The 25,363-nt window shown below is 35.8% G+C and carries 23 protein-coding genes; 11 read left to right on the forward strand and 12 right to left on the reverse strand.

From position 1 onward, the window contains the following. Nucleotides 1–469: 469 nt before the first annotated feature. The 9 genes from NST49_RS03945 to NST49_RS03985 all read right to left on the reverse strand — a co-directional run bounded on the left by NST49_RS03945 (nt 470) and on the right by NST49_RS03985 (nt 10,343). Nucleotides 470–901 carry a VOC family protein gene (locus NST49_RS03945; RefSeq protein ID WP_341047169.1) on the reverse strand — a complete coding sequence of 144 codons (432 nt, stop codon included), beginning with the start codon at nt 899–901 and terminating at the stop codon, nt 470–472. A gap of 90 nt (nt 902–991) precedes the next feature. Next, a complete protein-coding gene (locus tag NST49_RS03950) occupies nt 992–2,377 on the reverse strand; it encodes a M24 family metallopeptidase (RefSeq protein WP_341048662.1) in 1,386 nt (461 codons plus the stop codon). Further along, nucleotides 2,367–3,155, reverse strand: a complete 789-nt coding sequence (locus NST49_RS03955; protein ID WP_023179343.1) for a DeoR/GlpR family DNA-binding transcription regulator — start codon at nt 3,153–3,155, stop codon at nt 2,367–2,369. Before NST49_RS03955 ends, NST49_RS03950 begins: the two co-directional genes overlap by 11 nt. A 233-nt stretch (nt 3,156–3,388) precedes the next feature. After that, the gene (gene dgoD / locus NST49_RS03960) at nt 3,389–4,534 is read right to left on the reverse strand and encodes a galactonate dehydratase (protein WP_341047173.1); all 1,146 of its coding nucleotides are present in this window, start codon (nt 4,532–4,534) and stop codon (nt 3,389–3,391) included. 56 nt (nt 4,535–4,590) lie between these two features. Continuing rightward, nucleotides 4,591–5,964, reverse strand: a complete 1,374-nt coding sequence (locus NST49_RS03965) for a PTS galactitol transporter subunit IIC (RefSeq protein ID WP_251165948.1) — start codon at nt 5,962–5,964, stop codon at nt 4,591–4,593. Nucleotides 5,965–6,003: 39 nt separating this feature from the next. After that, nucleotides 6,004–6,279 carry a PTS sugar transporter subunit IIB gene (locus NST49_RS03970; RefSeq protein ID WP_251165822.1) on the reverse strand — a complete coding sequence of 92 codons (276 nt, stop codon included), beginning with the start codon at nt 6,277–6,279 and terminating at the stop codon, nt 6,004–6,006. Between the two features lie 30 nt (nt 6,280–6,309). Next, nucleotides 6,310–6,768, reverse strand: a complete 459-nt coding sequence (locus NST49_RS03975) for a PTS sugar transporter subunit IIA (RefSeq protein ID WP_285836183.1) — start codon at nt 6,766–6,768, stop codon at nt 6,310–6,312. Between the two features lie 26 nt (nt 6,769–6,794). After that, a complete protein-coding gene (locus NST49_RS03980; RefSeq protein ID WP_251165821.1) occupies nt 6,795–7,415 on the reverse strand; it encodes a bifunctional 4-hydroxy-2-oxoglutarate aldolase/2-dehydro-3-deoxy-phosphogluconate aldolase in 621 nt (206 codons plus the stop codon). A gap of 54 nt (nt 7,416–7,469) precedes the next feature. Then, nucleotides 7,470–10,343, reverse strand: coding sequence for a sigma 54-interacting transcriptional regulator (locus NST49_RS03985; protein ID WP_341047178.1), 2,874 nt, complete (start codon nt 10,341–10,343; stop codon nt 7,470–7,472). Nucleotides 10,344–10,611: 268 nt separating this feature from the next. Here NST49_RS03985 and NST49_RS03990 point away from each other — a divergent pair, with 268 nt between their 5' ends. The 5 genes from NST49_RS03990 (at nt 10,612) to NST49_RS04010 (ending at nt 14,301) form a co-directional block, all read left to right on the forward strand. After that, the gene (locus NST49_RS03990; protein WP_251165819.1) at nt 10,612–10,917 is read left to right on the forward strand and encodes a rhodanese-like domain-containing protein; all 306 of its coding nucleotides are present in this window, start codon (nt 10,612–10,614) and stop codon (nt 10,915–10,917) included. Beyond that, entirely contained in the window at nt 10,917–12,569 is a 1,653-nt protein-coding gene (locus NST49_RS03995; protein WP_023179340.1) for an FAD-dependent oxidoreductase, read from the forward strand. Before NST49_RS03990 ends, NST49_RS03995 begins: the two co-directional genes overlap by 1 nt. Continuing rightward, nucleotides 12,569–12,865, forward strand: coding sequence for a rhodanese-like domain-containing protein (locus NST49_RS04000; RefSeq protein WP_251165817.1), 297 nt, complete (start codon nt 12,569–12,571; stop codon nt 12,863–12,865). The genes NST49_RS03995 and NST49_RS04000 overlap by 1 nt, the downstream gene beginning before the upstream one ends. Beyond that, on the forward strand, nt 12,865–13,125 hold the full coding sequence (locus NST49_RS04005; protein WP_023179336.1) for a metal-sensitive transcriptional regulator: 261 nt from the start codon (nt 12,865–12,867) through the stop codon (nt 13,123–13,125). Before NST49_RS04000 ends, NST49_RS04005 begins: the two co-directional genes overlap by 1 nt. Before the next feature lie 183 nt (nt 13,126–13,308). Then, the gene (locus NST49_RS04010) at nt 13,309–14,301 is read left to right on the forward strand and encodes a sensor domain-containing diguanylate cyclase (RefSeq protein ID WP_251165816.1); all 993 of its coding nucleotides are present in this window, start codon (nt 13,309–13,311) and stop codon (nt 14,299–14,301) included. A 287-nt stretch (nt 14,302–14,588) separates the two neighbouring features. On the opposite strand, the gene NST49_RS04015 is transcribed toward NST49_RS04010, so the two are convergent. The 3 genes from NST49_RS04015 to NST49_RS04025 are packed head-to-tail and all read right to left on the reverse strand — an operon-like array spanning nt 14,589 to nt 18,110. Further along, complete coding sequence (locus NST49_RS04015; RefSeq protein ID WP_251165815.1) at nt 14,589–15,533, reverse strand: acetylxylan esterase; 945 nt, start codon at nt 15,531–15,533, stop codon at nt 14,589–14,591. A gap of 1 nt (nt 15,534) precedes the next feature. Continuing rightward, on the reverse strand, nt 15,535–16,740 hold the full coding sequence (locus tag NST49_RS04020; RefSeq protein ID WP_251165814.1) for an AGE family epimerase/isomerase: 1,206 nt from the start codon (nt 16,738–16,740) through the stop codon (nt 15,535–15,537). A 32-nt stretch (nt 16,741–16,772) separates the two neighbouring features. After that, nucleotides 16,773–18,110 (reverse strand): MATE family efflux transporter, encoded by a 1,338-nt coding sequence (locus NST49_RS04025; RefSeq protein ID WP_251165813.1) that lies wholly within the window; start codon nt 18,108–18,110, stop codon nt 16,773–16,775. Nucleotides 18,111–18,264: 154 nt separating this feature from the next. Here NST49_RS04025 and NST49_RS04030 point away from each other — a divergent pair, with 154 nt between their 5' ends. The 6 genes from NST49_RS04030 (at nt 18,265) to NST49_RS04055 (ending at nt 25,342) form a co-directional block, all read left to right on the forward strand. After that, on the forward strand, nt 18,265–19,194 hold the full coding sequence (locus NST49_RS04030; RefSeq protein ID WP_251165812.1) for a glycoside hydrolase family 113: 930 nt from the start codon (nt 18,265–18,267) through the stop codon (nt 19,192–19,194). Nucleotides 19,195–19,295: 101 nt separating this feature from the next. After that, complete coding sequence (locus NST49_RS04035; RefSeq protein WP_251165811.1) at nt 19,296–20,618, forward strand: ABC transporter substrate-binding protein; 1,323 nt, start codon at nt 19,296–19,298, stop codon at nt 20,616–20,618. Between the two features lie 47 nt (nt 20,619–20,665). Next, a complete protein-coding gene (locus tag NST49_RS04040; RefSeq protein WP_285836202.1) occupies nt 20,666–21,559 on the forward strand; it encodes a carbohydrate ABC transporter permease in 894 nt (297 codons plus the stop codon). A 3-nt stretch (nt 21,560–21,562) separates the two neighbouring features. Further along, nucleotides 21,563–22,426 carry a carbohydrate ABC transporter permease gene (locus NST49_RS04045; protein ID WP_341047187.1) on the forward strand — a complete coding sequence of 288 codons (864 nt, stop codon included), beginning with the start codon at nt 21,563–21,565 and terminating at the stop codon, nt 22,424–22,426. Between the two features lie 29 nt (nt 22,427–22,455). Next, nucleotides 22,456–23,052 carry a hypothetical protein gene (locus tag NST49_RS04050; protein WP_341047190.1) on the forward strand — a complete coding sequence of 199 codons (597 nt, stop codon included), beginning with the start codon at nt 22,456–22,458 and terminating at the stop codon, nt 23,050–23,052. Between the two features lie 58 nt (nt 23,053–23,110). Then, nucleotides 23,111–25,342, forward strand: a complete 2,232-nt coding sequence (locus tag NST49_RS04055) for an alpha-galactosidase (protein WP_341047191.1) — start codon at nt 23,111–23,113, stop codon at nt 25,340–25,342. Nucleotides 25,343–25,363 lie beyond the last annotated feature (21 nt).

Genomic DNA, 25,363 nt, shown 5'->3' on the forward strand with positions numbered 1-25,363 from the left:
TATAGTACGAGTTATCTATTATCAAAACAACTATTTAATAGTACTAATTGAATAGAAAAAATATGCATTAAATTTTCCTTCTAGGATAAGAGATTATTAGTGAAGGGAATCAAAAAAACAGCTCGTATAATTTAAATTATTTTTTACAATTAGAGTGCGATTCTGCCAAAATAACAAGTGATTATATCTTTTTTTGGAGGTGAATTGTAGAAACTATACAATTCTTAATCTGGATGCAGATTAACGTTAGCACAGTTTAATATGAAACCGAAAAAAAATAGTATGGTAAACTATAAGCATACTAGCGTTAGGAAGATTAGGTATTTTTAAAATGAATGAAGGAACCAAGAATCGCATTAAGTAAAGATATATGCGGTAGCATTTCTTATTTTCAAAATAATAGGATAATAGAATGCAAAAAGGAGAACTGCATCACTTGCAGTTCTCCTTTTTTGGCCAATAATAATATTTAGTCAAAATCTTCTTTTAAGATATCCATTCTTTCTTCAAAACTAACTTCTTTATGAATCTCATGCAACATCCATACATACCCAAAAGGATCTAAAAATTGGGCATTCGAAATACCAAAGTCATCCATTCTGGTAATGCCTTGAATTTCAGTACAGCCATTTTCCATAGCGGATTGATAGGTCTTTTCAATATCATTTACAACAATATTAAACCAAAAAGATTGCGGATGACCTTCTTTAGGAGCTACTAGATAATACTCAGGATTTTCATCCAGCATATGAAAACGGGTTTCAAAAATACTAAATACTACTTCATTTACGCCAGGATCAAAATCAGTTACTTCTACACGCACGACAGGAAAGATTTCTTCATACAATGCGAGAGCCTTTAAACTATCTTTTACAACAAAATCAAATTCCACAGCTTCCATGGTAAAACACCTCACTTTTTATTCTAGTATAGCAAAAAGATTCTAAGTAACGCCAATTATTCAAAGAAAACACGGCTTTCTAATGGAATATTAGCCTTCTTTTGTATAAGCCAGTGTTTTATTTAAGAAAAACGGAGTGTAAAAGGCCACTGTGTCGCTTAATGGCAAAATATCATTTGAAAGTTTGATTCCAATAACCTCTTTGATGTAATTTTTTCTAGCTTCAATGCGTTCCCAAACTTCAGGATATTGTTGGCTTAGTTCATTTCTTAAAGCTTCGTCAGCAATTGCTATTGGTTCTTCACAACTTGCACCGGTATAACCAGGAACACTTGGAATCATATCGATTTGCAGCAATTGTCCGCTTTGAATGACGGCTTCTGAACCTTCATAGAATGGAGAAGACATCCATTCTTCATCTGCAGTGTAATGACCTGGATTCAATGTCCAGCCATAAAACTCAGAAGGAAAGGCTTCTTGGATTTTCGCATAAAATTCGTCTCCAGAAATGCCGATAGAAAGAGTTTCTAACCAAGTCGAATAAGCGTTGAAGTAAGGTTTTCCAACTCTTTCTAAATAATCTTTTTGATTCTCTGGTAATTGGTCCTCAGAAGAGATGACAAATCCAGCACGGCTACTCAAACCGCCTTTGTAACCCACAGTTAAAGAGTAATTATCTTTTAAAGTGATATTTTTATCTCTTGGGTAAAGAATCGCATTTGTAAATCTTTGTCCTGCAGCACTGATGGTTGTAACCGAGTTTGGCTGACCGTCTTGTGCCAGCAAAGCACCAATTTCTTTTTCACCTTTTCCAACTGAAATTTCTTGAAGGGCATTAAACATTGCAATTCCTGCTAATGAAGCGCCGTATTCATAGTGAGCAATCTCATTTGCGTTATAGGTTGTACGTAATCCAACTTTTGGAGAAATTAAAGAAAACGTGAAGTTTTGTAATTGATCTCTATTGGAAACATAGTTTAGCAAACTATCAATGACATAAAACGGAAGATCGAATAAATCTCTATTGTTGTACTGACTTGAAGTGAAGAGTTTCCAACCAATGACACCAATTTTTGCATCAGGAGAAATATTGCTTTCTTTAAAGTAATGGTCTAGTGTTTTTTCACCGGCCATAGGTTGATTTGGAAGAGAAAAGAAAGGAACATGAACTGGATTTGCTTTGATCCTAGAATGCGCAGCCATTTTCACATTTTCATTTCCTAATAATAAATGACTTTCACCAGTCGCGTGGATCACTAAACAGGCTTCTTCAAATCGTGGAATAAAGCCTGTGAAATATTCAAAGTTAGCGCCGTGTTCGCGGTCGGCATAAATAATAGCTGTATCGATAGAATGGATCTGCAGTTGTTCTAAAAACCGCTCTTTTCTAGCAGCCATTGTCTCATCAGTCAATACAACAGATTCTGGGTTGCGGTGAATAGTAGGCAAATCTACAGTTGTTAAGTTAATTTTCATCATTCTTATCCTCATTTCTAACAGATTTTATAGTAGTCACAGTACTTAATTTCTTAAAAGTCTCTTCATCACTTGGCAAATCAGTGACGATCATGTCAAAGTCAGTGATGTTCCCAACTTTATACAAATAAGACAAATCAAATTTTTTATGATCAGCAACAAGGATCGTTTTTTTAGATTGTTTTAGAATCGCTTTTTTAGTAAAGGCATCTTCTTCATTTGGCAGAGAAACGCCTGATTCAAGGTTGATGCCTTCAGCTCCAATAAAAGCAACGTCAAAATTAAAATGTTGGACAAATTCAGCAGTCTCTAATCCTAAGAAACCTTTTGAAAGATCACGATATTTTCCTGGGACACAATGTAACTGAATATCTTCATATTTTGACAAAGCATTCATAACCAATAAAGAATTGGTATAAAACTGACAATTTTTAATAGTAAAAATTTCTCTTGCTACAGCTAATGTAGTTGTACCTGTCTCAATAAAAACAGAACTGCCTGGTTTAACCAATGTTCTGCAAAATTTAGCAATCATTTTTTTCTCTTGGACACTGACTTCTTCTTTAATAGAGATAGGATTTTCAAAAGAATTTTCACCTCTGTAAATGGCTCCTCCATGAACTAACTGTATGTCATCTTCCCATTTAGTCAGTTCTTTTAAGTCCCGATTAATCGTCATCATAGAGACACTTAATTCATCAGCGAGTTCTTTTGAACTGACTTCACCATTTACTTTTAACAAATCATTAATGAGTTCTTGCCTTTTTGTTTGATTCAATCATGTAACCTCCTTAATGGGGATAAATACGTTATATTTATAACTCATTGTAACATTAAAATATATTTAAACAACATAAAACAATTTTTTTGTTGTTTTATGTTGTTTTCGGAACCGAAATGAGAATAAATAAAGGAATAGGACCATTTTCTAACTAGAAAATGGTCCTATTCCTTTATTTAAAAAGAGACATTATATTATTAAAAAACTTTTGTTAATTTAGAAAGATATGTTTACCATTCTGCTATAGTACCATCATAATTTTTCCATTGAGGATTTGTCCATATCAAGCCTTCTTGAGAAATATCTTCAATCAATTCTTCATTTAACTCTAATCCTAAACCTGGCTTAGTAGGAAGGTTTACAAATCCATCTTTATATTGGAAAATATCTTTATTGTGAACAAAGTCTAGTAAATCAAATCCTTTATTATAATGAATACCTAAGCTTTGTTCTTGAATGAAGACATTTGGGGTACAAGCGTCAACTTGCAGCGTTGCTGCTAAAGCAATTGGTCCATATGGAGCATGAGGGGCAACAGCGACATCGTACGCTTCAGCCATAGCTGCAATTTTTTTTGTTTCTAGAATACCACCAACTAACGCAACATCAGGTTGAATAATATCTATGCTTCCTTGTTTAAAAATATTTTTGAAAGCCCATCTTGTATATAATCTTTCTCCGGTTGCTAATGGTGTAGAAATATGTTGAGCTATTTCAGAAAAAGCTTCTTCGTTTTCTGGAAGAACAACTTCTTCTAAGAACATAGGTTTTAGAGGTTCAAGCTCTTTAGCTAAAACTTTAGCCATTGGCTTATGGACTCTTCCATGAAAATCAACAGCAATTTCCATGTCAAAGCCTAACTTTTCGCGAATAGATGCAACTCTATCTACGACTTTTTGTACTTCCTTAAATGAATCAATATAGTGGAGTTCCTGAGTTGCGTTCATTTTTACGGCTCTAAATCCTCGATCGTATCTATCCATTGCTTCAGTTAATACTTCATCTGGTCTATCTCCGCCAATCCATGAATAAACTTTGATATTATCGCGAGCAGCGCCGCCTAACAATTCATAAACTGGAACATCAAAATATTTACCTTTAATATCCCATAAAGCCATTTCAATTCCTGAAACAATAGTACCATTTATTGGGCCACCTCTAAAGAAAGAACGATGTAACTCTTGCCATATACGTTCGATTTCAAATGGATTACGTCCAATGATTCGTTTGCCCATTTCATAGGCTCCTGCTACAACTGTTTCTGTTTTAGTACCTGAAATCATTTCTCCCCATCCATCAATACCTTCATCGGTACTGATTTTTATAAAAATCCAACGTGGTTTAATTTTGTATACTTTAATGTCTGTAATTTTCATACTTATCCTCCATAGTTTTTAGTCGTTGCAAATCATACGCACATATCCTAAAAGGGTTAGGTGGTTTGATTTTCTGTTATATCTGTTTCAGTAGTTGCTTTACGTGGTTTGATAACTTCAAAGTAGTACCAAGAAGCAGCGATAACAATAAGAACTGCTGGTAGAGTGATGTAAAGTGGTCCAGTAGTAAATGCTAAGAATACTAAGAAACTATGTGTCAAACTTGTGGCTGCAAAAGAAGAGATGAATAATGCAGCACCGGCAACAGCAACTTCAATTCCAACAGATGAAGCTAGTTCTGTAAGCATAGGACCTGTAAGTGAACCAGCATATAGGATAACAGAAGTAGTTGCTAATCCAATAATAATATTTTTAATGAAGTTTCCACGAGTAAGAGCTACAACTAAAGCAACTCTAAACGGAATAACGGCTAAATCTGCAAAAGGCAACATTCTGTTACCAGGTAAAACAAGAGCTAAAATAATTGTTAAAGGAATCAAGATTAAAGAAGTAGTAATGACTTCTTGGTTACCAACAACAATAGCTGCATCTAAACCAATAAATAATTGTCTGTTCTTGAATTTTTTTTGAGACCAAGTTTGAGCAGCTTCTGAAATAGGCATTAAACCTTCAACAAATAGTGAAGTCATTTTTGGTATAATAACAAGTACTGCAGACATATTAACACCAAGTTGTAACGCAGAAGTAACATCATAGCCACCTAATAATCCAATTGCAATCCCTAAAATTAAACCTAAAATCATTTGATCTCCAAAGAAACCTAGATACTTTTGAACATCCTTTAGTGTGATTTTCACTTTATTTAAACCAGGAATTCTATCTAGCAGCCAATTTAAAGGCCAAGCTATCAGTAGCGAAGAAGTTGCTGAAACAGTTGGTAAAGATACACCTGGAATACCAAAGAATTTTTCAATTAAAGGTTGAGACCAGTCAGCAATCTTGAACGTTGTAACAGCCATAACAATAGTTGCGCCTATACCTAGGAAAATGTTTCCGGTTACAAAATGAACCATTATACCTACAATAGCCATATGATGGTAATTCCAAATATCTACATCTAATGTATTTGTAGTTTTAGTTAGTAACATAATGATATTTACTAGGAAAATAGCAAAAACTAAAAATACAATGATTGGAGATGACCAAGTAATAGCAGCAATAGAACCCCAACCAACGTCCAATACGTCTAGATTAATACCAATATTTTTAACCATTGCTTGAGCAGCAGGTCCAATGTTTGAAGCCATAAAGTCCAAAATTAATCTAATACCTGCAAATCCAATACCTAAAGTCAAACCTGATTTAAAGGCTTTTGTAAATTTGAGTCCAAATACTAATCCGATGATTGTGATAATAACTGGTAACATAACTGTCGGTCCAGCAGCAATTAACCAATTAAAACCAGACATTATTGTATCCCACATAATTTTTCCTCCATAACCAAAGTATTATTTTAAGTGCTCAATAATTTCTTTAAGAGTATTTTCTTGACCAATACCCGTTAGTAAAGATAAACCTCCAATTACTGGTGTATTAACTTGTCCTCCAAATTGACCTGTTGTGACAACTAAGTCATAGTTATCTCCTTTTCCAGGAACTTCCATCAATTTACATTGTTCAGTTGTAATGTTAACGCCTTCTTTTTTTGCATAATCTCTAATTTTTGAAGCAACTACAGTTGATGTTGCAATTCCGTTTCCACAAGCTACTAATACTCTTTTCATAATAAATTCCTCCTATTTTTTTTATCATTTTTAACGTAAGTAAGGTTCTAACATCGTTAAAACATCGTTTTTATCCGTTTCTTGTAATAACTGTTTTGTTAAATTTTCATCTTGAATAATCGATACTACTTTTTGCAGCATTTCAATTTGCCCATGAGGCTCTTTGATAGCTAGCATCATAATGATTTGAACATCTAGTTCAGTTTCAACATTTTCCATTGAATAGAAGACAACTGGATCTTTTAATAGTCCAATAGCCATCGTAGTTTCGTTCACTAAGTTATTGTCAGCATGTGGGATAGCAATACTAACTCCCAGAGCGGGTATCCCTGTGGGATAAATTTTCTCTCTATCAAGAATAGCTTGTTGATATTCAGGTATTACGTAACCTTGTTCTAAAAGCTTTTCTGATAAAAAATTAAGTGCTTCTTCTTTTGTTTCAAATTTCAAATCTGTAAAAATTAATTTTTCTTTGAGAATCAATTCCATAAGTACCCCGCCTACCTTTGTTTGTCTTAATAAACAATGTTTTCAAAGGAAGCTAATGCTTCTTTTAGTCCATCGATATTTTGATTTTCTATGTCTTGTTTTTCAAAAATTCCAGATGCAATTCCAACGTAACTAGCACCGTTATCTAAAAATTCATTTACGTTAGTAGATGAAACACCTCCAACGGCCATTAAAGAAAGTTTTCCTAATGGAGCTTGAATGTCATTGAAAAATTTAGAACCCACAGTTTTTGCTGGGAAAACTTTTACAATATCTGCACCATTAGATTGTAGTTCATAAACTTCTGAAGGTGTCATTGCTGCAGGAACAGTTAACACATTCTTTTGCTTACAAAAATCCAAAACTTCTTTTTCTAGTTTTATAGGAGATAGGATAAATTGAGCACCAGCATCAATAGCTTGTTGTGCACTTTCAAAATTCAGTACTGTTCCTGCACCAATTAAAAATTTATTTCCATAACTTTTAGAAATCTTAGTGATCGTTGTAAAAACATCCGGTGAATTTAAGGTGATCTCAACTGCATATTTTTTATCTGAGTCATTTAGAACACTCATAACAGCGTTAACTTGCTCGTAGTTATAACCTCGTAAAATAACAGTAATTTTTGGGAAATTTAAGTTTGACATTTTTTCACCTCCTCTATACTAACTATATAGCAAGTGGCGTGCCAACTTTTTGGATTATAATGTTATGTCAGTTAAAATCGTATAGATTTGTTCTACTGAATCAGCAGATTTTAGTGAATCTAATACGCTTTCCTTATAAAGAATAGTATATAAATCTTCAATTTCTTTTGAATTGTCTTCTGTTAAAGCAAGAAGGAAAATCAAGTCCACATATTGATTATTTTCCCATAATACTGGATTGGCCAATTTTGTGATTGAAATGGTTGGTTTTGTTACGTATTGACTTTCACCATGTGGGATAGCTATCCCACCCTCTAAAAATGTATTTCCCATTGTTTCTCTTTTATAAACACTCAATGTATATTCACTAGTTACTTTTTGTCTTTCTATTAATTTAGTAGTCATATTATCAAGAACGGTATTCTTCATAATGAAATCTTGTTCAATAGTAATCAGATCTTTATCAAGAAAATGTTTGAGGTTATTTTCTTTTTGGATACTCGTGCTATTTTCTAGAAATGAAAGCAACTGATTACTATTATTAAAAAGTTCTTCTGCAGATATAAAGGGAATGGTTTTATAATTGGGATTTACTGTACCTATAATTGCAACTATTTCATTAGAGTGAGCAATTTTATTTAGCTTGCTAGATGTATTCTCTTTAGAGAAAAAACCAATTGGAATAATTTCTATGTTTTCTGGAAAATTATAAATAGACGTTTCGATATAGTTTTTTAATACTTTAGCTGCGCCTTCTCCAGTTAAACATAACGTCACTACAACTTTTTTCTTTTTAATGGGAGAAATAAAAGTGCTTCCGGTCAAAAATTGTTTAGTATCAATTTCATCAGCAATATTGTCTAAAGTGTCTTCTGGTAATAACGAGCGACGTATAGATTCAATAACCATTAAGGTATCCACTCGGCCAATAACTCTGACCGGTATATTGGTTTGTGCAGTAATAATGTCGCCAAATAAAATTAAAGACCCCATATCTGCTAAAATCAGGACACCTTTTCCTTGATTGGCATTTTTTACGACAGGAATAGTTTTTTCCAGCATAAGGTTTGGTGAATCAGTCAGGTCCATTTCTAATCCTATTGCATGATTAACACCTAATAATTTATTGGCAACCTCAGCCATACCTTTAGCAACATGCCCATGAGAAAGAACAACGACTCCAATTTTCGTACTCTCTTGTTGTATAAAGCCTCTAAAGTTTTTTAGATATAACGCAATAAACCCAATTTCGTCTTCAGCTAGGTTTACATCATATTCATAATCAATCAGGTTTTTAATCAGAGTAGCAACTTCAAATTCATCTTTGTAATCTTGTTTAATAATGTCAAGATTTGGGTTAATGGTTTCTTTATTTGAAAGGAAACGATTAATAGCTGAATTTAAATGAATAGAAAGCGGGAAAAATAAACTACTATCTAAATTTTTTAAGTGCTTATTAGCTAGTTCAAAACTTTTTTTAGTTACGCTCAAAGCTTTTAAACCTATAATATTTTCTAACATTTCATAATTCATTTTTCGATTATTAATAGCTTTTGAAAGACGTTTCATTTCATTATCAATTTGTTCACTTAATGTGGCACTGATCTGTTCTTGTGATAAACCATCTTGTTTCATTGATCGATAAGTATACTCGATATAATCATAGATGGTATCTGTTGAAACAGATACGGAAGGAGGAACAGTATTTTGACTATTGCGCCCATCGACAAATAAATCATCCATACTAAATGAAAAAACGTCATCGTTAAAATGTTCCTTTTCAATGATTTCATTGATAATTGACTTAGATAGCTCTTGAAAAGTAATTAAAACGGTATCTTTTTCATCAATCGCAGAATTAAGAAACCCTTTTGCTGATGCGCCTTGGATATCGCTTTTCAGTTGACCTATATTTCCCATACATGAATAAGACAAAAGAGATTTTATAACATCCCGTTTAATTTTAAATGGCTTGTTTACTCGTTTACTTTCATTTTCAAAAAATATTTTTATGAATTGAAATTTTTCACTCACTGATCGTGCATGATAACTGGGCATCTCAATAGCGATTGGAATTCTTCTTCTAAAAGTTAATAGTAGCGTTTCTGTAGGATCTTCAGTTGTTGCTCCAACTAACAATAGCTTACTTGTTCTTGTTAGTTCAGTTTCTCCGAGCCTTCTATACAGATTTTGGTCTAATAAATAAAAGAGAATCTCTTGGCCTTCAGGAGGCAATCTGTGAATCTCATCTAAGAATAAAATTCCACCATCACAGATTTCTACTAAGCCTTTTTTATCTTCAGTTGCTCCCGTAAATGCACCTTTTACATATCCGAAAAGTTGTGAAAGTAAGAATTGTGGATTGTCAGCATAGTCGGCACAGTTGAAAATTTCAAATGGGACATCTTTGCTGAAATTTGTAGTAGTCATAGCATATTCATACATTTTTTTTGCGATAAAACTTTTTCCAGAACCAGACGGACCAGTGATGAGCGTATGGAGTCCTTTTGGAGGATAGAGGATTGAAGCTTTAGCTTGATTAATCTGAGTTTTTAAACTGCCCGTTGCTCCAATCAGGTCACAGAAAGGGTCATTTTCATCTTCTTTTTTAGATAGTGTAGGGACGCTAATTGTACTTTCAATTTCTTTTTTATACTTGCTGACAGATGAGCGAGCTATCTCAAAACCAAGTTTATTTAAGGACTCTGTTAACTTTCGTTCAGATATTTTAGGATTATCTGTTAAAAGATTAATGATCTCAAAATCTAACAATTTTTTTCTGCGCTCTCTAGACTCTGGGATTCTTTCTTCTAGTCGGTATTTTGTTATATTTTCTCTTGAAGTATGTAATAGAGAAGAAAGTTCACTATCGGTATAGGGTTTTTTAGGATCTTCGTTTTCTATCAACTGTTTTAATTTATCTAACATGTAAAAATCTCCTTTAAGCGTATTAATGATACTTAAACTTGTGTATCTGCAGTTACATAAATGTAGTAACAACTTCTAATAGTATATAGGAAAGGTAGGGAGCGAGAAAGATTGACTTTTTTCAAATTATAGAGAAAACCGTTCATTATCGAAAAAAATAGTTTTACAAAATATACCGCATGGGGTATATTAATATACGCGTAGGGGTATGTTCAATAGAGTGTAGTGAACAGGATGTATAAAAAAATATTAAATTAGGAGGCAAAACATGTTTTTTAAACCAGTACCATCCATTTCAACCGATGAATTGGAAAAGAAAGTAACCAAAAAACCACAAATCATTGATGTACGAGAAACACAGGAATTTATAGAGGGACATATACCTGGAGCTAAAAATATACCATTAGGTACAATCGCAGATTATACCCCAAAGGGTAAAGTCTATGTCATTTGTCAATCTGGTATGCGAAGTAAAAAAGCCGTGAAATTTTTAAAGAAACAAGGACACGACGTGGTGAATGTTCGCGGAGGCATGATGTCTTGGTCTGGGGCTAGAAAAGGAGGAAGAATATAATGAAAGTTGTTATTGTAGGAGGAGTAGCAGGTGGAATGTCTGCGGCAACTCGATTAAGGCGTTTAAATGAGTCGGCTGAAATTATTGTATTGGAAAAAGGGCCATATGTTTCATTTGCTAACTGCGGTCTGCCATATTATGTGGCTGGAGAAATTGAAGAAAGAAACGATTTGTTGGTACAAACACCAGAAGCTCTACAAGCACGTTTCGAACTAGATATACGTCCTTATAGTGAAGCAGTAGCGATAGACACTAAACAAAAAGAAGTAGCAGTTCGAACAATAGAAGGAGAATATAAGTTATCTTATGACAAATTGATTCTTTCCCCTGGAGCTAAGCCGTTTATTCCATCAGCTAAAGGTCTAGAAGAAGCGAAAAATATTTTCACGTTGCGTTCTGTTCCAGATGTAGATGCCATCACAGCATTTATTGAAGAAGAGAACCCTAAAAAAGCCGTTATTATTGGAGCAGGGTTTATTGGTTTAGAAATGGCGGAAAGTTTAGTTCATCGTGGATTGGATGTTACTATTATTGAGAAAGCACCACAAGTTTTGCCGCCTTTAGATGAAGAAATGGCTGTTTATATCACGAAAGAATTAAATGCAAATGGCATTGAGTTGCATACAGGAGCAGCAGCTGAATCGTTTGAAGAAGAAGGAAAAGTGATTGTGCTTGATAATGGCGAACGCTTAGAAAGTGATATCACATTGATGTCTGTTGGTGTAAAACCTGAAACGAGCTTGGCCTTAACTGCGGGTATCGAAACCGGTTTGAGTGGTGGTATACTAGTAAACGAACAGTATGAAACAAGTCAAAAAGATATCTATGCTGTCGGAGATGCTATTGTAGTAAAACAACAAATCAATGGAGAAGATACAATGATCGCTCTAGCTTCTCCAGCTAATCGTCAGGGAAGACAAGTTGCTGATGTGATTAGTGGGTTGCCTCGAAAAAATAAAGGTAGTATCGGTACTGCAATTGTTCGCGTATTTAATCAAACAGCAGCCTCAACTGGATTAAATGAAAGACAGTTAAAACAGGCAAATGAAAAGTATGAAATCGTCCATATCCAAGGGAAAAGTCATGCAGGTTATTATCCAAATGCCGGTACGATCTTACTGAAACTACTGTTTAATCCTTTAAACGGGAAAATTTATGGTGCACAAGCTGTTGGAGAAGATGGGGTAGATAAACGCATTGATATTATCGCAACAGCTATCAAAGCAGGGATGAGTGTTCACGAGTTACCAGAATTAGAATTCACTTATGCTCCTCCGTATGGATCAGCAAAAGATCCTGTGAATATGGCTGGATATGCTGCTTTGAACATTATTGAAGGAGTAAGCGATTCGATTCAATGGCATGAATTAGAAGCAAGGCAAGAAGAAGGTTATTTATTATTAGATGTGCGTAATGAAAATGAACTAGTTAATAATGGTCGCTTAAAAGGAGCGATGAATATTCCTCTTGATCAGTTACGAGAACGTTTGTCAGAAGTGCCTAAACACCAACCAATCATTGTGAGTTGTCACAGTGGGTTACGCAGCTACATTGCTGAACGGATTTTGAAACAAAAAGGATATAAGGTTAAAAATTTGGATGGAGCATTTGCTCTTTATTCAACAGTCAGACCAGAAAAGGTGGAAAAATAATGTATAATTCGATATCAATGCCAGAGTTTGAACAAAAATGGAAAAGAGAGAAAGTTTCTTTAGTGGATGTACGCGAACAAGATGAATGGCAAACAAAACATGTAGACGGTGCTATTCATGTACCTTTAAGCGATTTAGAATATGCGAAAAAAACATTAGATAAAGAACAAGACTATTATGTTATGTGTCATTCAGGAGTACGTTCTGCCAGAGCTTGTCAATTATTAGCAAAAGAGGGATACAACGTAACAAACGTAATGGGCGGCATTTCTGCGTGGAGAGGAGATACTGTATAATGGAATACAATGCAAAAATCGTAAATCGTTTAAAACGCTCAGATGGACAGCTGCATGGGGTATTGAAGATGATCGAAGAAGAAAAAGATTGTACAGCTATCGTGACACAGTTATCAGCTGTTCGTTCTAGTCTTGATCGTGCAATCAGTTTAATCGTAGCGGAGAACCTAGTCGAATGTGTCCAAGAAAATATAAAAGAAGGTACTTCTGAAGAAGAAAGTATCCAGCAAGCCATTAATCTATTGATGAAAAGTAGGTGACTATTTTTTTTCGCAAAAAATAAGTGAATAATTTCCGATACGGCAACGATTAGACATCATGCAGGTAATGCAAGGTCTCTAATTTTTCATATATTTTTATAAGCATTGAACCGTTCTCAAAAATAAAGTACACTTAATTTGACATAGTTTTAAACTCAAAAAGAGTGTAAAAGGAGGGATATCATGAAAGAACATAAAGAATACGAAGAATTAACAAAAGAAGAACTACTTTTAAAGGTGCAATCATTAGATCGATTGAATAAAGAATTATTACTGACTTTTCAAAAATCAGAACGCCTGGAATTTGGATGGACAGGAAACTTAGGGCAGTGGTTCTGGGATTTTACTACAAACGAAGTAACGTTCAATCCTTTAAAAGCAGAAGCAATAGGGTATATGAAAGAGGATCTGCCTGAGAAAGTTCCATATGAATTCTTCACAGACAAAGTCCATCCTGACGATAAAGATGGAGTGATGCAATTGATGATGGATCACTTAAAAGGGGAAATACCTGTGTGGGAAGTGAAGTACCGTATCCAAGCTAAAGATGGTTCTTGGAAAGTTTATCAAGACCGAGGAAAAGTAACGGAAAGAGATGAAAATGGAAGACCGTTATTTCTTACCGGGATTGTATTTGATATAACACAAGAGGAACTTGAAAGAGAACAATTAGTGGTGAAAAATAAGACTTTAGCAACTCAAATGAAGAGAGATGCACTGACTTCCCTTTATACACGATCAGCTATCATAGTAGAGTTGGTAAAACACTCGAATCGAGCTAAAAAGCAAGAACAGCCAATGTCGATTATTGTTTTAAGCGTAGACAACTATGCTAAAATTGAAGACGATTTTGGAATAATGTTGAGTGAGGAAGTATTGAAAGTAACGGGACAAGTGATCAGATCTTCTATTCAAGATAGATACGTGGCTGGAAGATATAGAGATTCTGTATTTGTAATCGTACTAGAAAATACAGAAAAAGAAGAAGCTGGCATATTGGCTGAAATAATCAAACAAACTGTTCTAGAAACTGTATTCGAAGTGTCTAGACACATAAGTGTTAGTGCAGGAGTTTCTACTTATCATCCAGATGAAACAATCAGTGAATTGATTCAAAGAACAGCTCAAAAATTAGTGGCAGCTCAAAAAAATGGCGGAAATCAAGTTGTTTTATAACGTTTCTAGTCAGACAATATCTCTAAACAAACTAAAGTTAAAGAAGTAGTAGGAAGGAGGCTGGGACAAAAATCCCAGCCTCTTCCTACGAATGTTTATTCTAAAACGTGCTCCAAAAAACAGACCCGACGTCCACTTTGTCATGGCTGTAGTAGCTTCAGCTATGTACAGACATGATACACTTAGGCGTTAGCCTACAGTGCTTCTATTCGATGGTCGATGACCATACTGCGCTTATTCGTTCCAGTGATTCGGGTCTAAACACTTTTTGTCCCACTCTCGTCTATTTAATCGATAAAATAACTGCGCATGTCATCGCTGACTTTTGGCAAATATTCATGACCATATTCTGGCAAAATAATTAAGTTCTTTTTAGTTGTAATGTTGTTGTAAGTTGCCATTTGAGTAATCGGTGGGACGATGGTGTCTTGCATCCCAACAGCCCAACACACTTCTGCTTTTATACGAGGAGCAAAATGCTGGATATCAATATATTCTAATGTATCGAAGATTTCCTTTTCACGTTTATGAAGCGGATCGCGGAATTGGAACCAATATGGAATTTCTTCAAAAGCAGATGTTTGAGCACCAAGAGAATACGCTTTTCGGTAATCAGAAAGAAAAGGATAAGAGACATAGATACGGTAAAGATCAGGAACAAGGCCTGCACAAGCAATGGTCAGTCCGCCGCCTTGAGAAGCTCCTTGAGCATAGATACGATTTTCATTTACAAAATCCATTGATTTTAAGATTCGAGCTACATGAGCTGTATCTAAGAAAACTTGTCTAAAATAAAGATTATTTTTTCCTTCTTCCATGCCGCGAATGATCAGTCCTTTCATAACACCTCCGCTTGTTTGCGTACGGTCTTCAGACAGTCCGCCTTGTCCGCGAGCATCCATTGCTAAGACAACAAAACCTTCAGCTGCCCATCCAATTTTATCTTGGAAATCACCTGAATCTGTGTGGTAGCCATGAAATTGAAGTAGACCTTTAAAGTTTCTGCCGGCTGTTTCTTTTGGCGTAATGAGCTGACAATGAATAGTAGCTCCACCAACGCCTTTGAATGTCAGATGATAAAAGTTGGCAACTTGCGAAGGGATATCTACCGGATCTAGTATGTAATCAAGTGGAAGAGATTCCATTTCACGTAATCCATCTTCCCAAAAAGCATCAAAATCAGCTGGTTTGATGCCTCTGCCAGAATAGTTTTCCAAATCTTTCATTTTCATTCTATTTTTCCTCCAGACGTTTGATCATTTCTACATAAAAACGAACCGTATGATAAGGTCCTTTCCATGAATCGGATATGTTTTCTTCTGTAGTTCCATTTTTACGAAGTACCGACAATAGTTGATTGTCTTCGTCCAAACGAGAATACCATTCACTTCCAGGACGGTGATCTACAAATTTTTGCTGAATCAATTGAACTAAATTTAATGCAGTATTTCGGTAGTTGCTATTCCCGGATTGTTGAAAGGCATGGTAAAAACCAATAACAGCTTCTGCTTCTACCCACCAAACTTTTGTTTTATCGAGACGAGGACCATCGGCATGATTGACCATCCAACCATTTTCATCTAAACCCTTTTCGTAGCAATAAGCAGCAAGTTCAGATGTCATCTTGCGTACCGTTTTATCTAAATCTTCATCTACTTTACAGCAGTCTAAAGTTTCATCCAATAACCAAGCAGTTTCGATATCATGCCCATAAGAAACTCCAGAAATGATTGAAGTCCAGTTTTGATCAAATTCTTGTTGGCAGTAACCAGCAGGATGAAAGATGTGTGTAATGAACAACGTTAACAGATGTTGGATTTTTTTCAGTAATGCTTCATTTGGCCATATTGTGTAAAGGTTTGTATAAGCTTCCAGTAAATGCAAATGTGTATTTGTTGTATACTTCACTTTAGGATTTTGAGAAGCAACTTGTGATAGCGATTTTTGCTTCCATTTTTGATCAAACTCTTCTTCATAACCAAGAGTGCTTGGATTGTAAGCATTCTCTTCAATAAGGTTATATAGTTTTTTCGCATATTCTAGTGCATCAGAAGTTGGATCAATTTTCGCATACTCGCTCAGACCGTAGATCGCAAAGGATTGGGCATAGACATGTTTGATAGGGTTAAGAGGCTTACCTTCGGCATCAACAAGCCAATAAATGCCGCCGTATTCATTATCCCATAAGGCTTCTGTTATAAAATGGTAAGCATGATCTGCAGCGAGTTTGTACTCTTGATCTTTTAATGCATTATAAGAATGAGAAAACGTCCATAAGAATCGGGACATCATGACCCCACCTTTAGGAGCAAGCGGGTCGGACTCCAAATCAATGGATAATTTGCCGTAAAATCCACCATTCGTATTATCTTGCTGGGATAACCAGAAAGGCAACACTTTTGCTAAAAGTTGATTTTTTAAAACTTCTTTTGTCTGCATTATTTTCCTCCTTATGTGAAACAATTTTTCTATCAAGCAATAAGGGTTTTTAACCAGTCCTCACGTAAGGTGCGCCGTACACCGATAATAGCACGAATAATTTCATGTGAATTAGCCACGAAAAAGATGCTCCAAAGCGGCCATCCAAGATATACCGCAAGGAAAGCCATTGGGATTCCCCATAACCAAACGGATAGAGTATCTAACCACATAACGAAAGTCGTATCTCCACCAACACGCAGGATCCCAACATTATTGACATAATTTAAATTTTTAAAAGGCAACAGAACAATATAAGCCAGCAATACTTGGTTTACGAGTTCTTCTACGTGATTAGTGATATTGTAAAATTGCAGGATCATAGGTGAAAATAGAAGAATGATTCCGCTGATAACAATAGAAAGAATAGTGGTCAATCGGATGAATTGTTTGGCATAAAACAAAGCTTTTTTGTACATTTTTCCACCTAACTGATTGCCAATCATCACGCTCGAAGCATCACTCAAACCTGTAAAGACACAAACAAATAAGAATACAAGTGGATCAATCAAAGAAATAGCCGCGGTCTGATCTGTTCCGGTTCGAGTGTAGAGCCAAAAGAAGACCAACTCACCCATGGTCCAAGTTAAATGATTGATGATAGAGGGAAAGGTTACTTTCCAGTAAGGACCAGTGATTTGTAATGCGGGTTCTGATGGATCAACTTCAGATTTTAGGATGCCTTTTTTTACAAATAAAGAGAACAACAAGAGTGTTTGCACAATACGAGCTAGTAATGTAGCAAAAGCTGCTCCACGAATGCCAAAAGCAGGCAACCCAAAAGGACCAAAGATCAGGAGCCAATTGAATAGGGTGTTTGTTAACAATGTGATAACGCTATAAAAGGTAGGACGTTTGACCTCTCCAATCGTCTTAAGGGTCACACTAAAAATCATAGATAAAGCAGTAAATACGTAGCTAAGACTGATGATACGCAAGAAAGGTACCGCTTCAGCAATAACAATGGCATCATCAGAAAAAATTCCAAGAATGAAAGGGGTGAATAATAACGTTACAAGTGCAAAAATGAATGAAAAAATCGTTGCAATTTTTGACACTAAAATTAAGATTTGTTTGACACCTGAAACATTTTTTTGCCCCCAATATTGTGAAGAAAAAATGGTCGCACCACTGGCAAAACCTTGCAATATAACGGCTAAAAACTGAGTGAATTTATTTGAGATCCCCACTGCAGCAATTGCTTCAACACCTAGGCTTCCAACCATAACGGAGTCTATAATGTTTAAACCAGAGGTAATCATTAATTGGATCGTAATAGGTAAGGCAAATGCCCACATTTGTTTATAAAAAAGCTGCTTTTCTTCATTCATAAAAGTCTCCTTTAGGGTACCAAAATTGTATTTTAGAACGATTAAATGATTTATTCTTTACAAACAAAAAAGATTGGTTAATAATGATGGTACCGCATACATTAATAAATATATACTTTTGTTTGGGAAAGTCAATACATAAAAGGAGAAAATTATGGAATTTATTAAAGGAGTAACGTTTGGTTATATGAGTCAACGTGGGGAATGGGAGACACAAGAAGCGTTTGAATCGTTGCGATTATTGAAAGAACGCTGTGCAGCAACGCACGTAATTCTTGCGGTTGTCGCAGAACAAGCAACAATACATGCAACAAAAATCGATTGGCAAGCAGAGACTGTATTAAGTAATCAAGAAGTACGAAAAATGATTGCATTTGCACAAGAAATAGGTTTAAAAGTTATTTTAAAACCTATGGTGAATATAGCAGATGGCATGTGGCGAGCTCATATTAATTTTTTTGATCATGATGTACCTTGCGAACCAAAATGGTCAGAATGGTTTAGTGCCTACACAGAATTTATTACTCATTATGCAAAAATTGCCGAAGAAACTGCTTGTGAACTCTTTGTAGTAGGATGTGAGCTGGTGAATAGTGATCGCCGAGAAAAAGAATGGCGTGAGGTTATTTCAAACGTAAGAAATGCCTATACTGGGTTGATTACCTACAATTGCGACAAATATCAAGAGGATCATTTAACATGGTGGGATGCAGTCGATGTCCTTTCCTCATCTGGTTATTACCCGATTGATAAATGGGAACAAGAACTAAAACGAATCGAAGAGGTAGTAGAAAAAGAACAAAAGCCTTTCTTTTTCTGTGAAGCAGGCTGTGCAAGTCGGACCGGCTCAAAATGGTTGCCGAATAATTGGGAGTTGGAAGGATCAGTCGACAGTCTAGGACAAAAAGAATGGTATGAGGAGATGTTTCGACAAACCGATAAATGTGAATGGGTAGAGGGCTTTGGCCTTTGGGATTGGAAATCTAAGTTATATCCTATTCACCAAGCAGACGCAGACCAGGATTATGCAGTGTATGGGAAGCCTGCAGAATCAATCATTCGATCTTATTTCGAAAAAAAATAAAAAAATTTTAACAAAAGTATATACATTTAAAAGTAAACATGCTAACATATTCCTTGTAAACGCTTACTGATTCTTAAAAATATTTTGAGGAGGATATAGAGATGAAAAGAAATTCCGTTTTTGGTAAAGCTGGTTTGGCAAGTTTGGCAATCGCTTCTGTTTTGGGGTTAGCAGCATGTGGGGGAGAAAGCACGAAGGAAACTGATGCAGCAGATGGTGTTGAAACAATTACATTCATCAACCATAAAACAGACTGGGAAACGAATGGCAAATGGGATGAATACATAACAGAATTCAATGAAGAACATCCTGATATTAAAGTAGAGATCGAAACGATTACCGATTATGCAGGTCAAATGAAGACACGAATGAACACAGAAGAATACGGGGATCTATTGATGCTGCCGGCGGATATTGCACCACAAGATTTTGAATTATTCTTTGAACCTTTAGGAGACAAAGAAGAGTTAGGCGAAACGTATATGGGACTGAATGATCGTTCATTCGAAGGCGTTCAATACGGTATTCCATCACAGATGAATGCAACAGGCATGGTCGTAAATATGCAAGTATTTAAAGATGCTGGAATCAACGAGTTCCCTAAAACACCAGAAGACTTTATTGCTGCTTTAGAAACGATCAAGGAAAAAACTCCTGATGTAACTCCGTTATACACAAACTATGCTGCAGGTTGGACATTATCTAACTGGGACTTCACACGTACAGGAGTTTCTGGTGATCCAGATGTAACAACAAAATTAGCACAAGATACTGCTCCATTTGAAAAAGGCGACACAATGTATACGATCTATGACACGTTATATCAAGTAGCTAATAAAGGATTGATTGAAGCTGACCCAACAACATCTGATTGGGAACAATCAAAAGTAGACTTGGCAAATGGAAAAGTCGGGGTCATGGTTTTAGGAAGCTGGGCTGTACCACAAATCCAAGATATCGTTCCTGAAAATGCAGAAAATATCACATTCCAAACCTTCCCAACAACAGCTGAAGACGGCGAACAATATATGGGTATAGGTGGTGACTATAACTTAGCCATTAATGTAAATAGTGAACATAAAGAAGCAGCACGCACTTTATTGGATTGGTTAGTGAATGAATCTGATTATGCAGTAGACAATGGTGGTTTATCAGCTGTAATCGGTGGAGACTATCCAGCAGCGTTACAATCCAGCCAAGATGCAGGTGTTATCTTACTAGAAGAAAACCCAGCTCCTGAAGGCAAAGAATCGTTATTCCCTGATGTGAACAATATGTCTGAATTGGGTGTAGGTTCTACTGACTTGGAAAAACAACGCATTATTGATGCTGGTATAGGAAATTCAAATGAGACATTTGAAGATATTATGAAAGAATTTAATACACGTTGGGCTGATGCAATCGAAACAGTTGGCAATAATTAATTGAGCTGAAGGAGCGTCCCTGTTTCGTGGGGACGCTCGATTTATTAATGGAGGGGTATACTGTGCATAAAATAAAGTTAAATCAAAATACAGAAAAAAAGTTGCTCATTTTCTTATTTACTATCATTCCAGTTGCTTTATTGCTGTTATTTTCTTATTATCCGTTAATTAAAATGTTCCAGTACAGTTTGACTGATTGGAATGGAATCACACCTGATCCTAATTTTGTTGGTGTAGATAACTATCGGACGGTTTTAACAAATCCAAACTACTTTGCAGTTTTCAAAACAAGTTTATACTACTTCATCGCTACATTTTTCCAACTAGGTATCGCGCTATTATTCGCAACGTTGTTATCGTTCAAAGTCAAATTCGCTAATTTTTGGAAAGGTGTATTATTCTTCCCTTACTTATTGAATGGCGTGGCAATCGGATTCATCTTTTTGTATTTCTATAAAGGTGGCGGCACATTAGATACGGTCTTATCATTCCTAGGATTAGACGGTCAAATTCGTCTTTGGTTAGGGGATCGTTCGATTAATAACATTTCTTTGGCTTTTACTTCAGTTTGGCGATATACCGGATTCAATTTCCTGATTTTTTTAGGGGCTATCCAATCGGTCAATCCTGAAATATATGAAGCAGCGGATATTGATGGCGCCAGCCAATGGGATAAATTTCTCTATATTATTGTCCCAAGCATAAAAAATATTATCTTTTTAAATATCATTTTAGGAATCAGCGGTTCACTAAGTGTATTCGATATTCCTTATATTATGACAGGCGGTTCTAACGGAACAACGACATTTGTCATTCAAACGATTTCAACAGCCTTTAAGTACAATAAGACTGGTTTGGCTTCGGCAATGGGAATCATTCTTTTGATGATCGTAATTGTGGTTACTGTAATCCAACGTTTAGCCATACGAGAAAAGAGGTAGGACATGGAACTAACAGAAGTAGGATATAAAAAGAAGAAAAAAAAGAAAGTTCAATTTTCATTTGGAAGTATATTCAAATATATAGTCCTCTCTTTAGGGGTCATAGTAGCGCTATTGCCAATATTAGTTGTGTTGATCGGCTCATTTAAGTCTAATGAGGAGTTTTTGACGACAGGTGTGTTGGCTCTGCCTAAAACTTTAGATTTTACTAATTATGTGACGGCATTTGTCGATGGAGAAATGCTAACAGGGTTCAAGAATACGTTATTCATTTTTGTTGTTAGTATGGTTGGGAAATTAACATTAGGGTCAATGTTTGCTTATGCGATGAATCGTTTTGATTTCCGCTTTAAGAAAATAATCCTAACATTGTTTATGACAGCCATGCTGATTCCGGGAATAACGAGTCAAGTAGCAACGTTCCAAATTATTGAAGGATTAGGGTTGTTTAATACCATTTGGTCAGTTATCGTCTTAAACCTGGGAACGGACGTTATCGCCCTTTACATCTTTATGCAATACTTAGATGAGATTCCTATTTCATTAGACGAATCGGCTATTTTAGATGGAGCGTCTTATTTCCAAATTTTCTGGAAAATCATTCTGCCGAACTTAAAAGCCCCAATTGTGACAATGCTTATTATTAGTGGAGTAGGCGTCTACAATGACTTCTACAATCCTTTCCTTTATATGCCAGGTCGGGAATTAAAAGTTATTTCCACTGCACTCTTTGCATTTAAAGGGCCTTATGGAACCAATTGGCCCGTTATCCTAGCTGGGGTCATGATCGTTATTATCCCTATTCTAATTGTGTTCCTTTCATTACAAAAATATATCTATAACGGTGTAGCCGGTTCAGTAAAATAAGCAATTAACTTTAGAGAGGAAGAATGAAGATGAAAAAATCCCCAAGATTGACACGATCTGTAGAAATGATTCATTTGTTTGTTGTCGGATCAGTACATTATTGGGGTGCACTCATACGTTCCGGTCTAATTTATGGTTTTGCAGATGCAGCAAGAAGTGCACTGTCTTTTTTACAAGAAAGGGTAGTTCTTGCTCCAATTGATGCACCTGCTGAACAAGATAGAACAAGAAAAAGTATCCCTTTTGGTAAAGGGTTATCATTTGTATGGACTGTATTGTTAAATCTGTGTTTAGCTAGTCTTTTATGTCTCTATATGGGACTTTTGCATACTATAAGTAGCTTCTTAGTAGTAACCAGTTTGACGCTGTTTTCCCTTTATCATACCTTTTTAGTGCTAGCAATCAGTTTATATGAGGATAAACAAGATACATATAATGGGAAATGGCTTTATGCCTATACTTTGGACTATATGATTCGTAATCCTTTTAAAAGTTTGTTTGTTTTAATGCTAACATGGAGTGCAATGGGCGTAGCCTACTTTAATTTAGTACTGTTCTTCTTTCTTGTTCCAAGTCTTTATTGGATGATGATTCAAAAAGGGCTCCAAGTAAAGGTGAAAGAATAATAACACTAAACACCACTAACAAAAGTTTACCTATAAAAATGAATTAAAGGAGTACATTATGACTAACTATGTTCTTGTCAATGAAGATACAAAAGAGTTTCATCTTACAAATGGGAAAATAAGTTACATATTTCGGGTTATGGAAGAGACAAACGTGTTGGAACAATTATATGTTGGGAAAGCTATCCGACATCGTAGTTCATTTGTTCATTTGATTGAACGGGAAGTGCGACCATCAAACAATTTAAAGGTCGATAACTATACGACATCCTTGGAGCATATTAAACAAGAGATGCCGGCATACGGGACAACGGACTTTCGCTATCCAGCTATTGAACTTCGTTACCCAGATGGAGATCACATCAGTCACTTCGAGTATCAAGCCTATTCAGTTGTAGAAGGAAAGAAAAAAATTAAAGGGATGCCTTCAACCTTTGCTACTTCAAATGAAGCGACTACATTAGAAATCCAATTGAAGGATCGTTATTCTGATGTAATATTGACTCTTTCTTACACTGTGTTTCATGAATTGAGTGTCATAACAAGGCATGCAACGTTAGAAAATCAAGGAACACATTCCGTTAGAGTTGAACGTTTGATGAGTCTAAACATTGACTTTCCAACTGCTGATTATGACTTTGTTCATTTGCATGGTGCTTGGGCCCGAGAAGCACAAGTAGAAAGAAAAGAACTGATTACAGGTGTACAAAATATTTCCAGTACACGAGGAGCTAGTAGTCATGCTCATAATCCCTTTTTCGCACTCGCAAAAAAAGATGCAACTGAACATAGAGGAGAGGTATTTGGTTTCAGCTTTGTCTACAGTGGAAATTTCTTAGCTCAAGTAGAGGTCGATACGTATAATGTGACACGAGCGATGATGGGGATCAACCCTCATCAGTTTGAGTGGAAGCTAGATGCTGGAGAAACCTTTACCACACCAGAAGCCGTAATGGTTTACAGTGAAAAAGGGTTAAATGGAATGAGTCAAATCTTCCATACATTGTATAGAGAACAATTGATTAATCCCAAGTGGGCAAAACGGGAAAGACCGATTCTTATCAACAACTGGGAAGCTACTTACTTTGATTTTGATGAAGCAAAAATATTAGAAATAGCTGGGGATGCGAAGTCCTTAGGTATTGATCTTTTCGTATTAGATGATGGCTGGTTTGGAAAACGTGATGATGACTCCAGTTCGTTAGGAAATTGGGCAGTGGATAAAGAAAAGTTGCCTAATGGAATTGTGGGATTAGCTCAAAAGATACACGCAATGGACTTGAAATTTGGTCTTTGGTTCGAGCCTGAAATGGTATCTGTTGGGACACCGATTCATGATGCTCACCCAGAATGGGTCATCGGGCATCCAGAAAAAAATATTTCTCATGGACGAAATCAATATGTATTAGACTTTTCGCGCCCAGAAGTTGTGGAGAATATCTTTGATCAGATGGATGCGATTCTCAGCAGTAATGAGATCGACTATATAAAATGGGATATGAACCGCTACATTTCCGAAGCCTACTCACAAAACTTACCTGCCGAAAAACAAAGAGAAGTGATGCATCGGTATATTTTAGGAGTATATGCTTTGTATGAAAAAATTCTGGCGAAGTATCCGGACTTATTGATTGAATCCTGTGCAGGAGGTGGCGGACGTTTTGATCCTGGTCTGTTGTATTATGCACCACAAACCTGGACGAGTGACGATACTGATGCAGTTGAGAGATTGAAGATCCAATACGGAACATCATTTATTTATCCTTTGTCTGCCATTGGAAGCCATGTCTCAGAAGTACCAAATCACCAGGTTGCTCGCACAACGTCATTAAAAATGCGTGGGGATGTGGCAGCATTCGGGACTTTCGGGTATGAGTTAGATAGCACAAAATTAAATGAGACAGATAAAAAGATCATCAAAGCGCAAATCAAGCAAGTAAAAGAATGGCAACAGTTGATCCATCAAGGAAAGTTTTACCGTTTGAAAAGTCCATTTGAAGAAAATGTAACAGCATGGATGGTTGTTTCTCTTGACCAAACGGAAGCTTTAGTTGGTGTATATCAAGTGTTAGCAAAACCGAATCCTGTGTATGAACGCATACAATTGAAAGGATTAAAAGAAGACAAGTTGTATCGAATCAATGAAGACGAAGTGTTACGTTATGGTGATGATCTAATGCAAGCTGGATTGATATTGGGAGAAAACTATATCGGACGTGCTCATGAATATTGGAGTCGTGAGATGCCTGGAGACTATGCGAGCCGTATCTATCACTTGAAAGAAAAATAGACAATAGTTAGGATGAGAAGA

The sequence above is a fragment of the Carnobacterium sp. FSL W8-0810 genome, assembly GCF_038007125.1.
Taxonomy (GTDB): Bacteria; Bacillota; Bacilli; order Lactobacillales; family Carnobacteriaceae; genus Carnobacterium_B; species Carnobacterium_B inhibens.

Bases quoted from the DNA above. Each gene is read 5' to 3' on its own strand.
- NST49_RS03945 (WP_341047169.1), bottom strand. From the start codon at position 901: ATGGAAGCTGTGGAATTTGATTTTGTTGTAAAAGATAGTTTAAAGGCT.
- NST49_RS03950 (WP_341048662.1), bottom strand. From the start codon at position 2,377: ATGAAAATTAACTTAACAACTGTAGATTTGCCTACTATTCACCGCAAC.
- dgoD (WP_341047173.1), bottom strand. From the start codon at position 4,534: ATGAAAATTACAGACATTAAAGTATACAAAATTAAACCACGTTGGATT.
- NST49_RS03965 (WP_251165948.1), bottom strand. From the start codon at position 5,964: ATGTCTGGTTTTAATTGGTTAATTGCTGCTGGACCGACAGTTATGTTA.
- NST49_RS03970 (WP_251165822.1), bottom strand. From the start codon at position 6,279: ATGAAAAGAGTATTAGTAGCTTGTGGAAACGGAATTGCAACATCAACT.
- NST49_RS03975 (WP_285836183.1), bottom strand. From the start codon at position 6,768: ATGGAATTGATTCTCAAAGAAAAATTAATTTTTACAGATTTGAAATTT.
- NST49_RS03980 (WP_251165821.1), bottom strand. From the start codon at position 7,415: ATGTCAAACTTAAATTTCCCAAAAATTACTGTTATTTTACGAGGTTAT.
- NST49_RS03985 (WP_341047178.1), bottom strand. From the start codon at position 10,343: ATGTTAGATAAATTAAAACAGTTGATAGAAAACGAAGATCCTAAAAAA.
- NST49_RS03990 (WP_251165819.1), top strand. From the start codon at position 10,612: ATGTTTTTTAAACCAGTACCATCCATTTCAACCGATGAATTGGAAAAG.
- NST49_RS03995 (WP_023179340.1), top strand. From the start codon at position 10,917: ATGAAAGTTGTTATTGTAGGAGGAGTAGCAGGTGGAATGTCTGCGGCA.
- NST49_RS04000 (WP_251165817.1), top strand. From the start codon at position 12,569: ATGTATAATTCGATATCAATGCCAGAGTTTGAACAAAAATGGAAAAGA.
- NST49_RS04005 (WP_023179336.1), top strand. From the start codon at position 12,865: ATGGAATACAATGCAAAAATCGTAAATCGTTTAAAACGCTCAGATGGA.
- NST49_RS04010 (WP_251165816.1), top strand. From the start codon at position 13,309: ATGAAAGAACATAAAGAATACGAAGAATTAACAAAAGAAGAACTACTT.
- NST49_RS04015 (WP_251165815.1), bottom strand. From the start codon at position 15,533: ATGAAAATGAAAGATTTGGAAAACTATTCTGGCAGAGGCATCAAACCA.
- NST49_RS04020 (WP_251165814.1), bottom strand. From the start codon at position 16,740: ATGCAGACAAAAGAAGTTTTAAAAAATCAACTTTTAGCAAAAGTGTTG.
- NST49_RS04025 (WP_251165813.1), bottom strand. From the start codon at position 18,110: ATGAATGAAGAAAAGCAGCTTTTTTATAAACAAATGTGGGCATTTGCC.
- NST49_RS04030 (WP_251165812.1), top strand. From the start codon at position 18,265: ATGGAATTTATTAAAGGAGTAACGTTTGGTTATATGAGTCAACGTGGG.
- NST49_RS04035 (WP_251165811.1), top strand. From the start codon at position 19,296: ATGAAAAGAAATTCCGTTTTTGGTAAAGCTGGTTTGGCAAGTTTGGCA.
- NST49_RS04040 (WP_285836202.1), top strand. From the start codon at position 20,666: ATGGAGGGGTATACTGTGCATAAAATAAAGTTAAATCAAAATACAGAA.
- NST49_RS04045 (WP_341047187.1), top strand. From the start codon at position 21,563: ATGGAACTAACAGAAGTAGGATATAAAAAGAAGAAAAAAAAGAAAGTT.
- NST49_RS04050 (WP_341047190.1), top strand. From the start codon at position 22,456: ATGAAAAAATCCCCAAGATTGACACGATCTGTAGAAATGATTCATTTG.
- NST49_RS04055 (WP_341047191.1), top strand. From the start codon at position 23,111: ATGACTAACTATGTTCTTGTCAATGAAGATACAAAAGAGTTTCATCTT.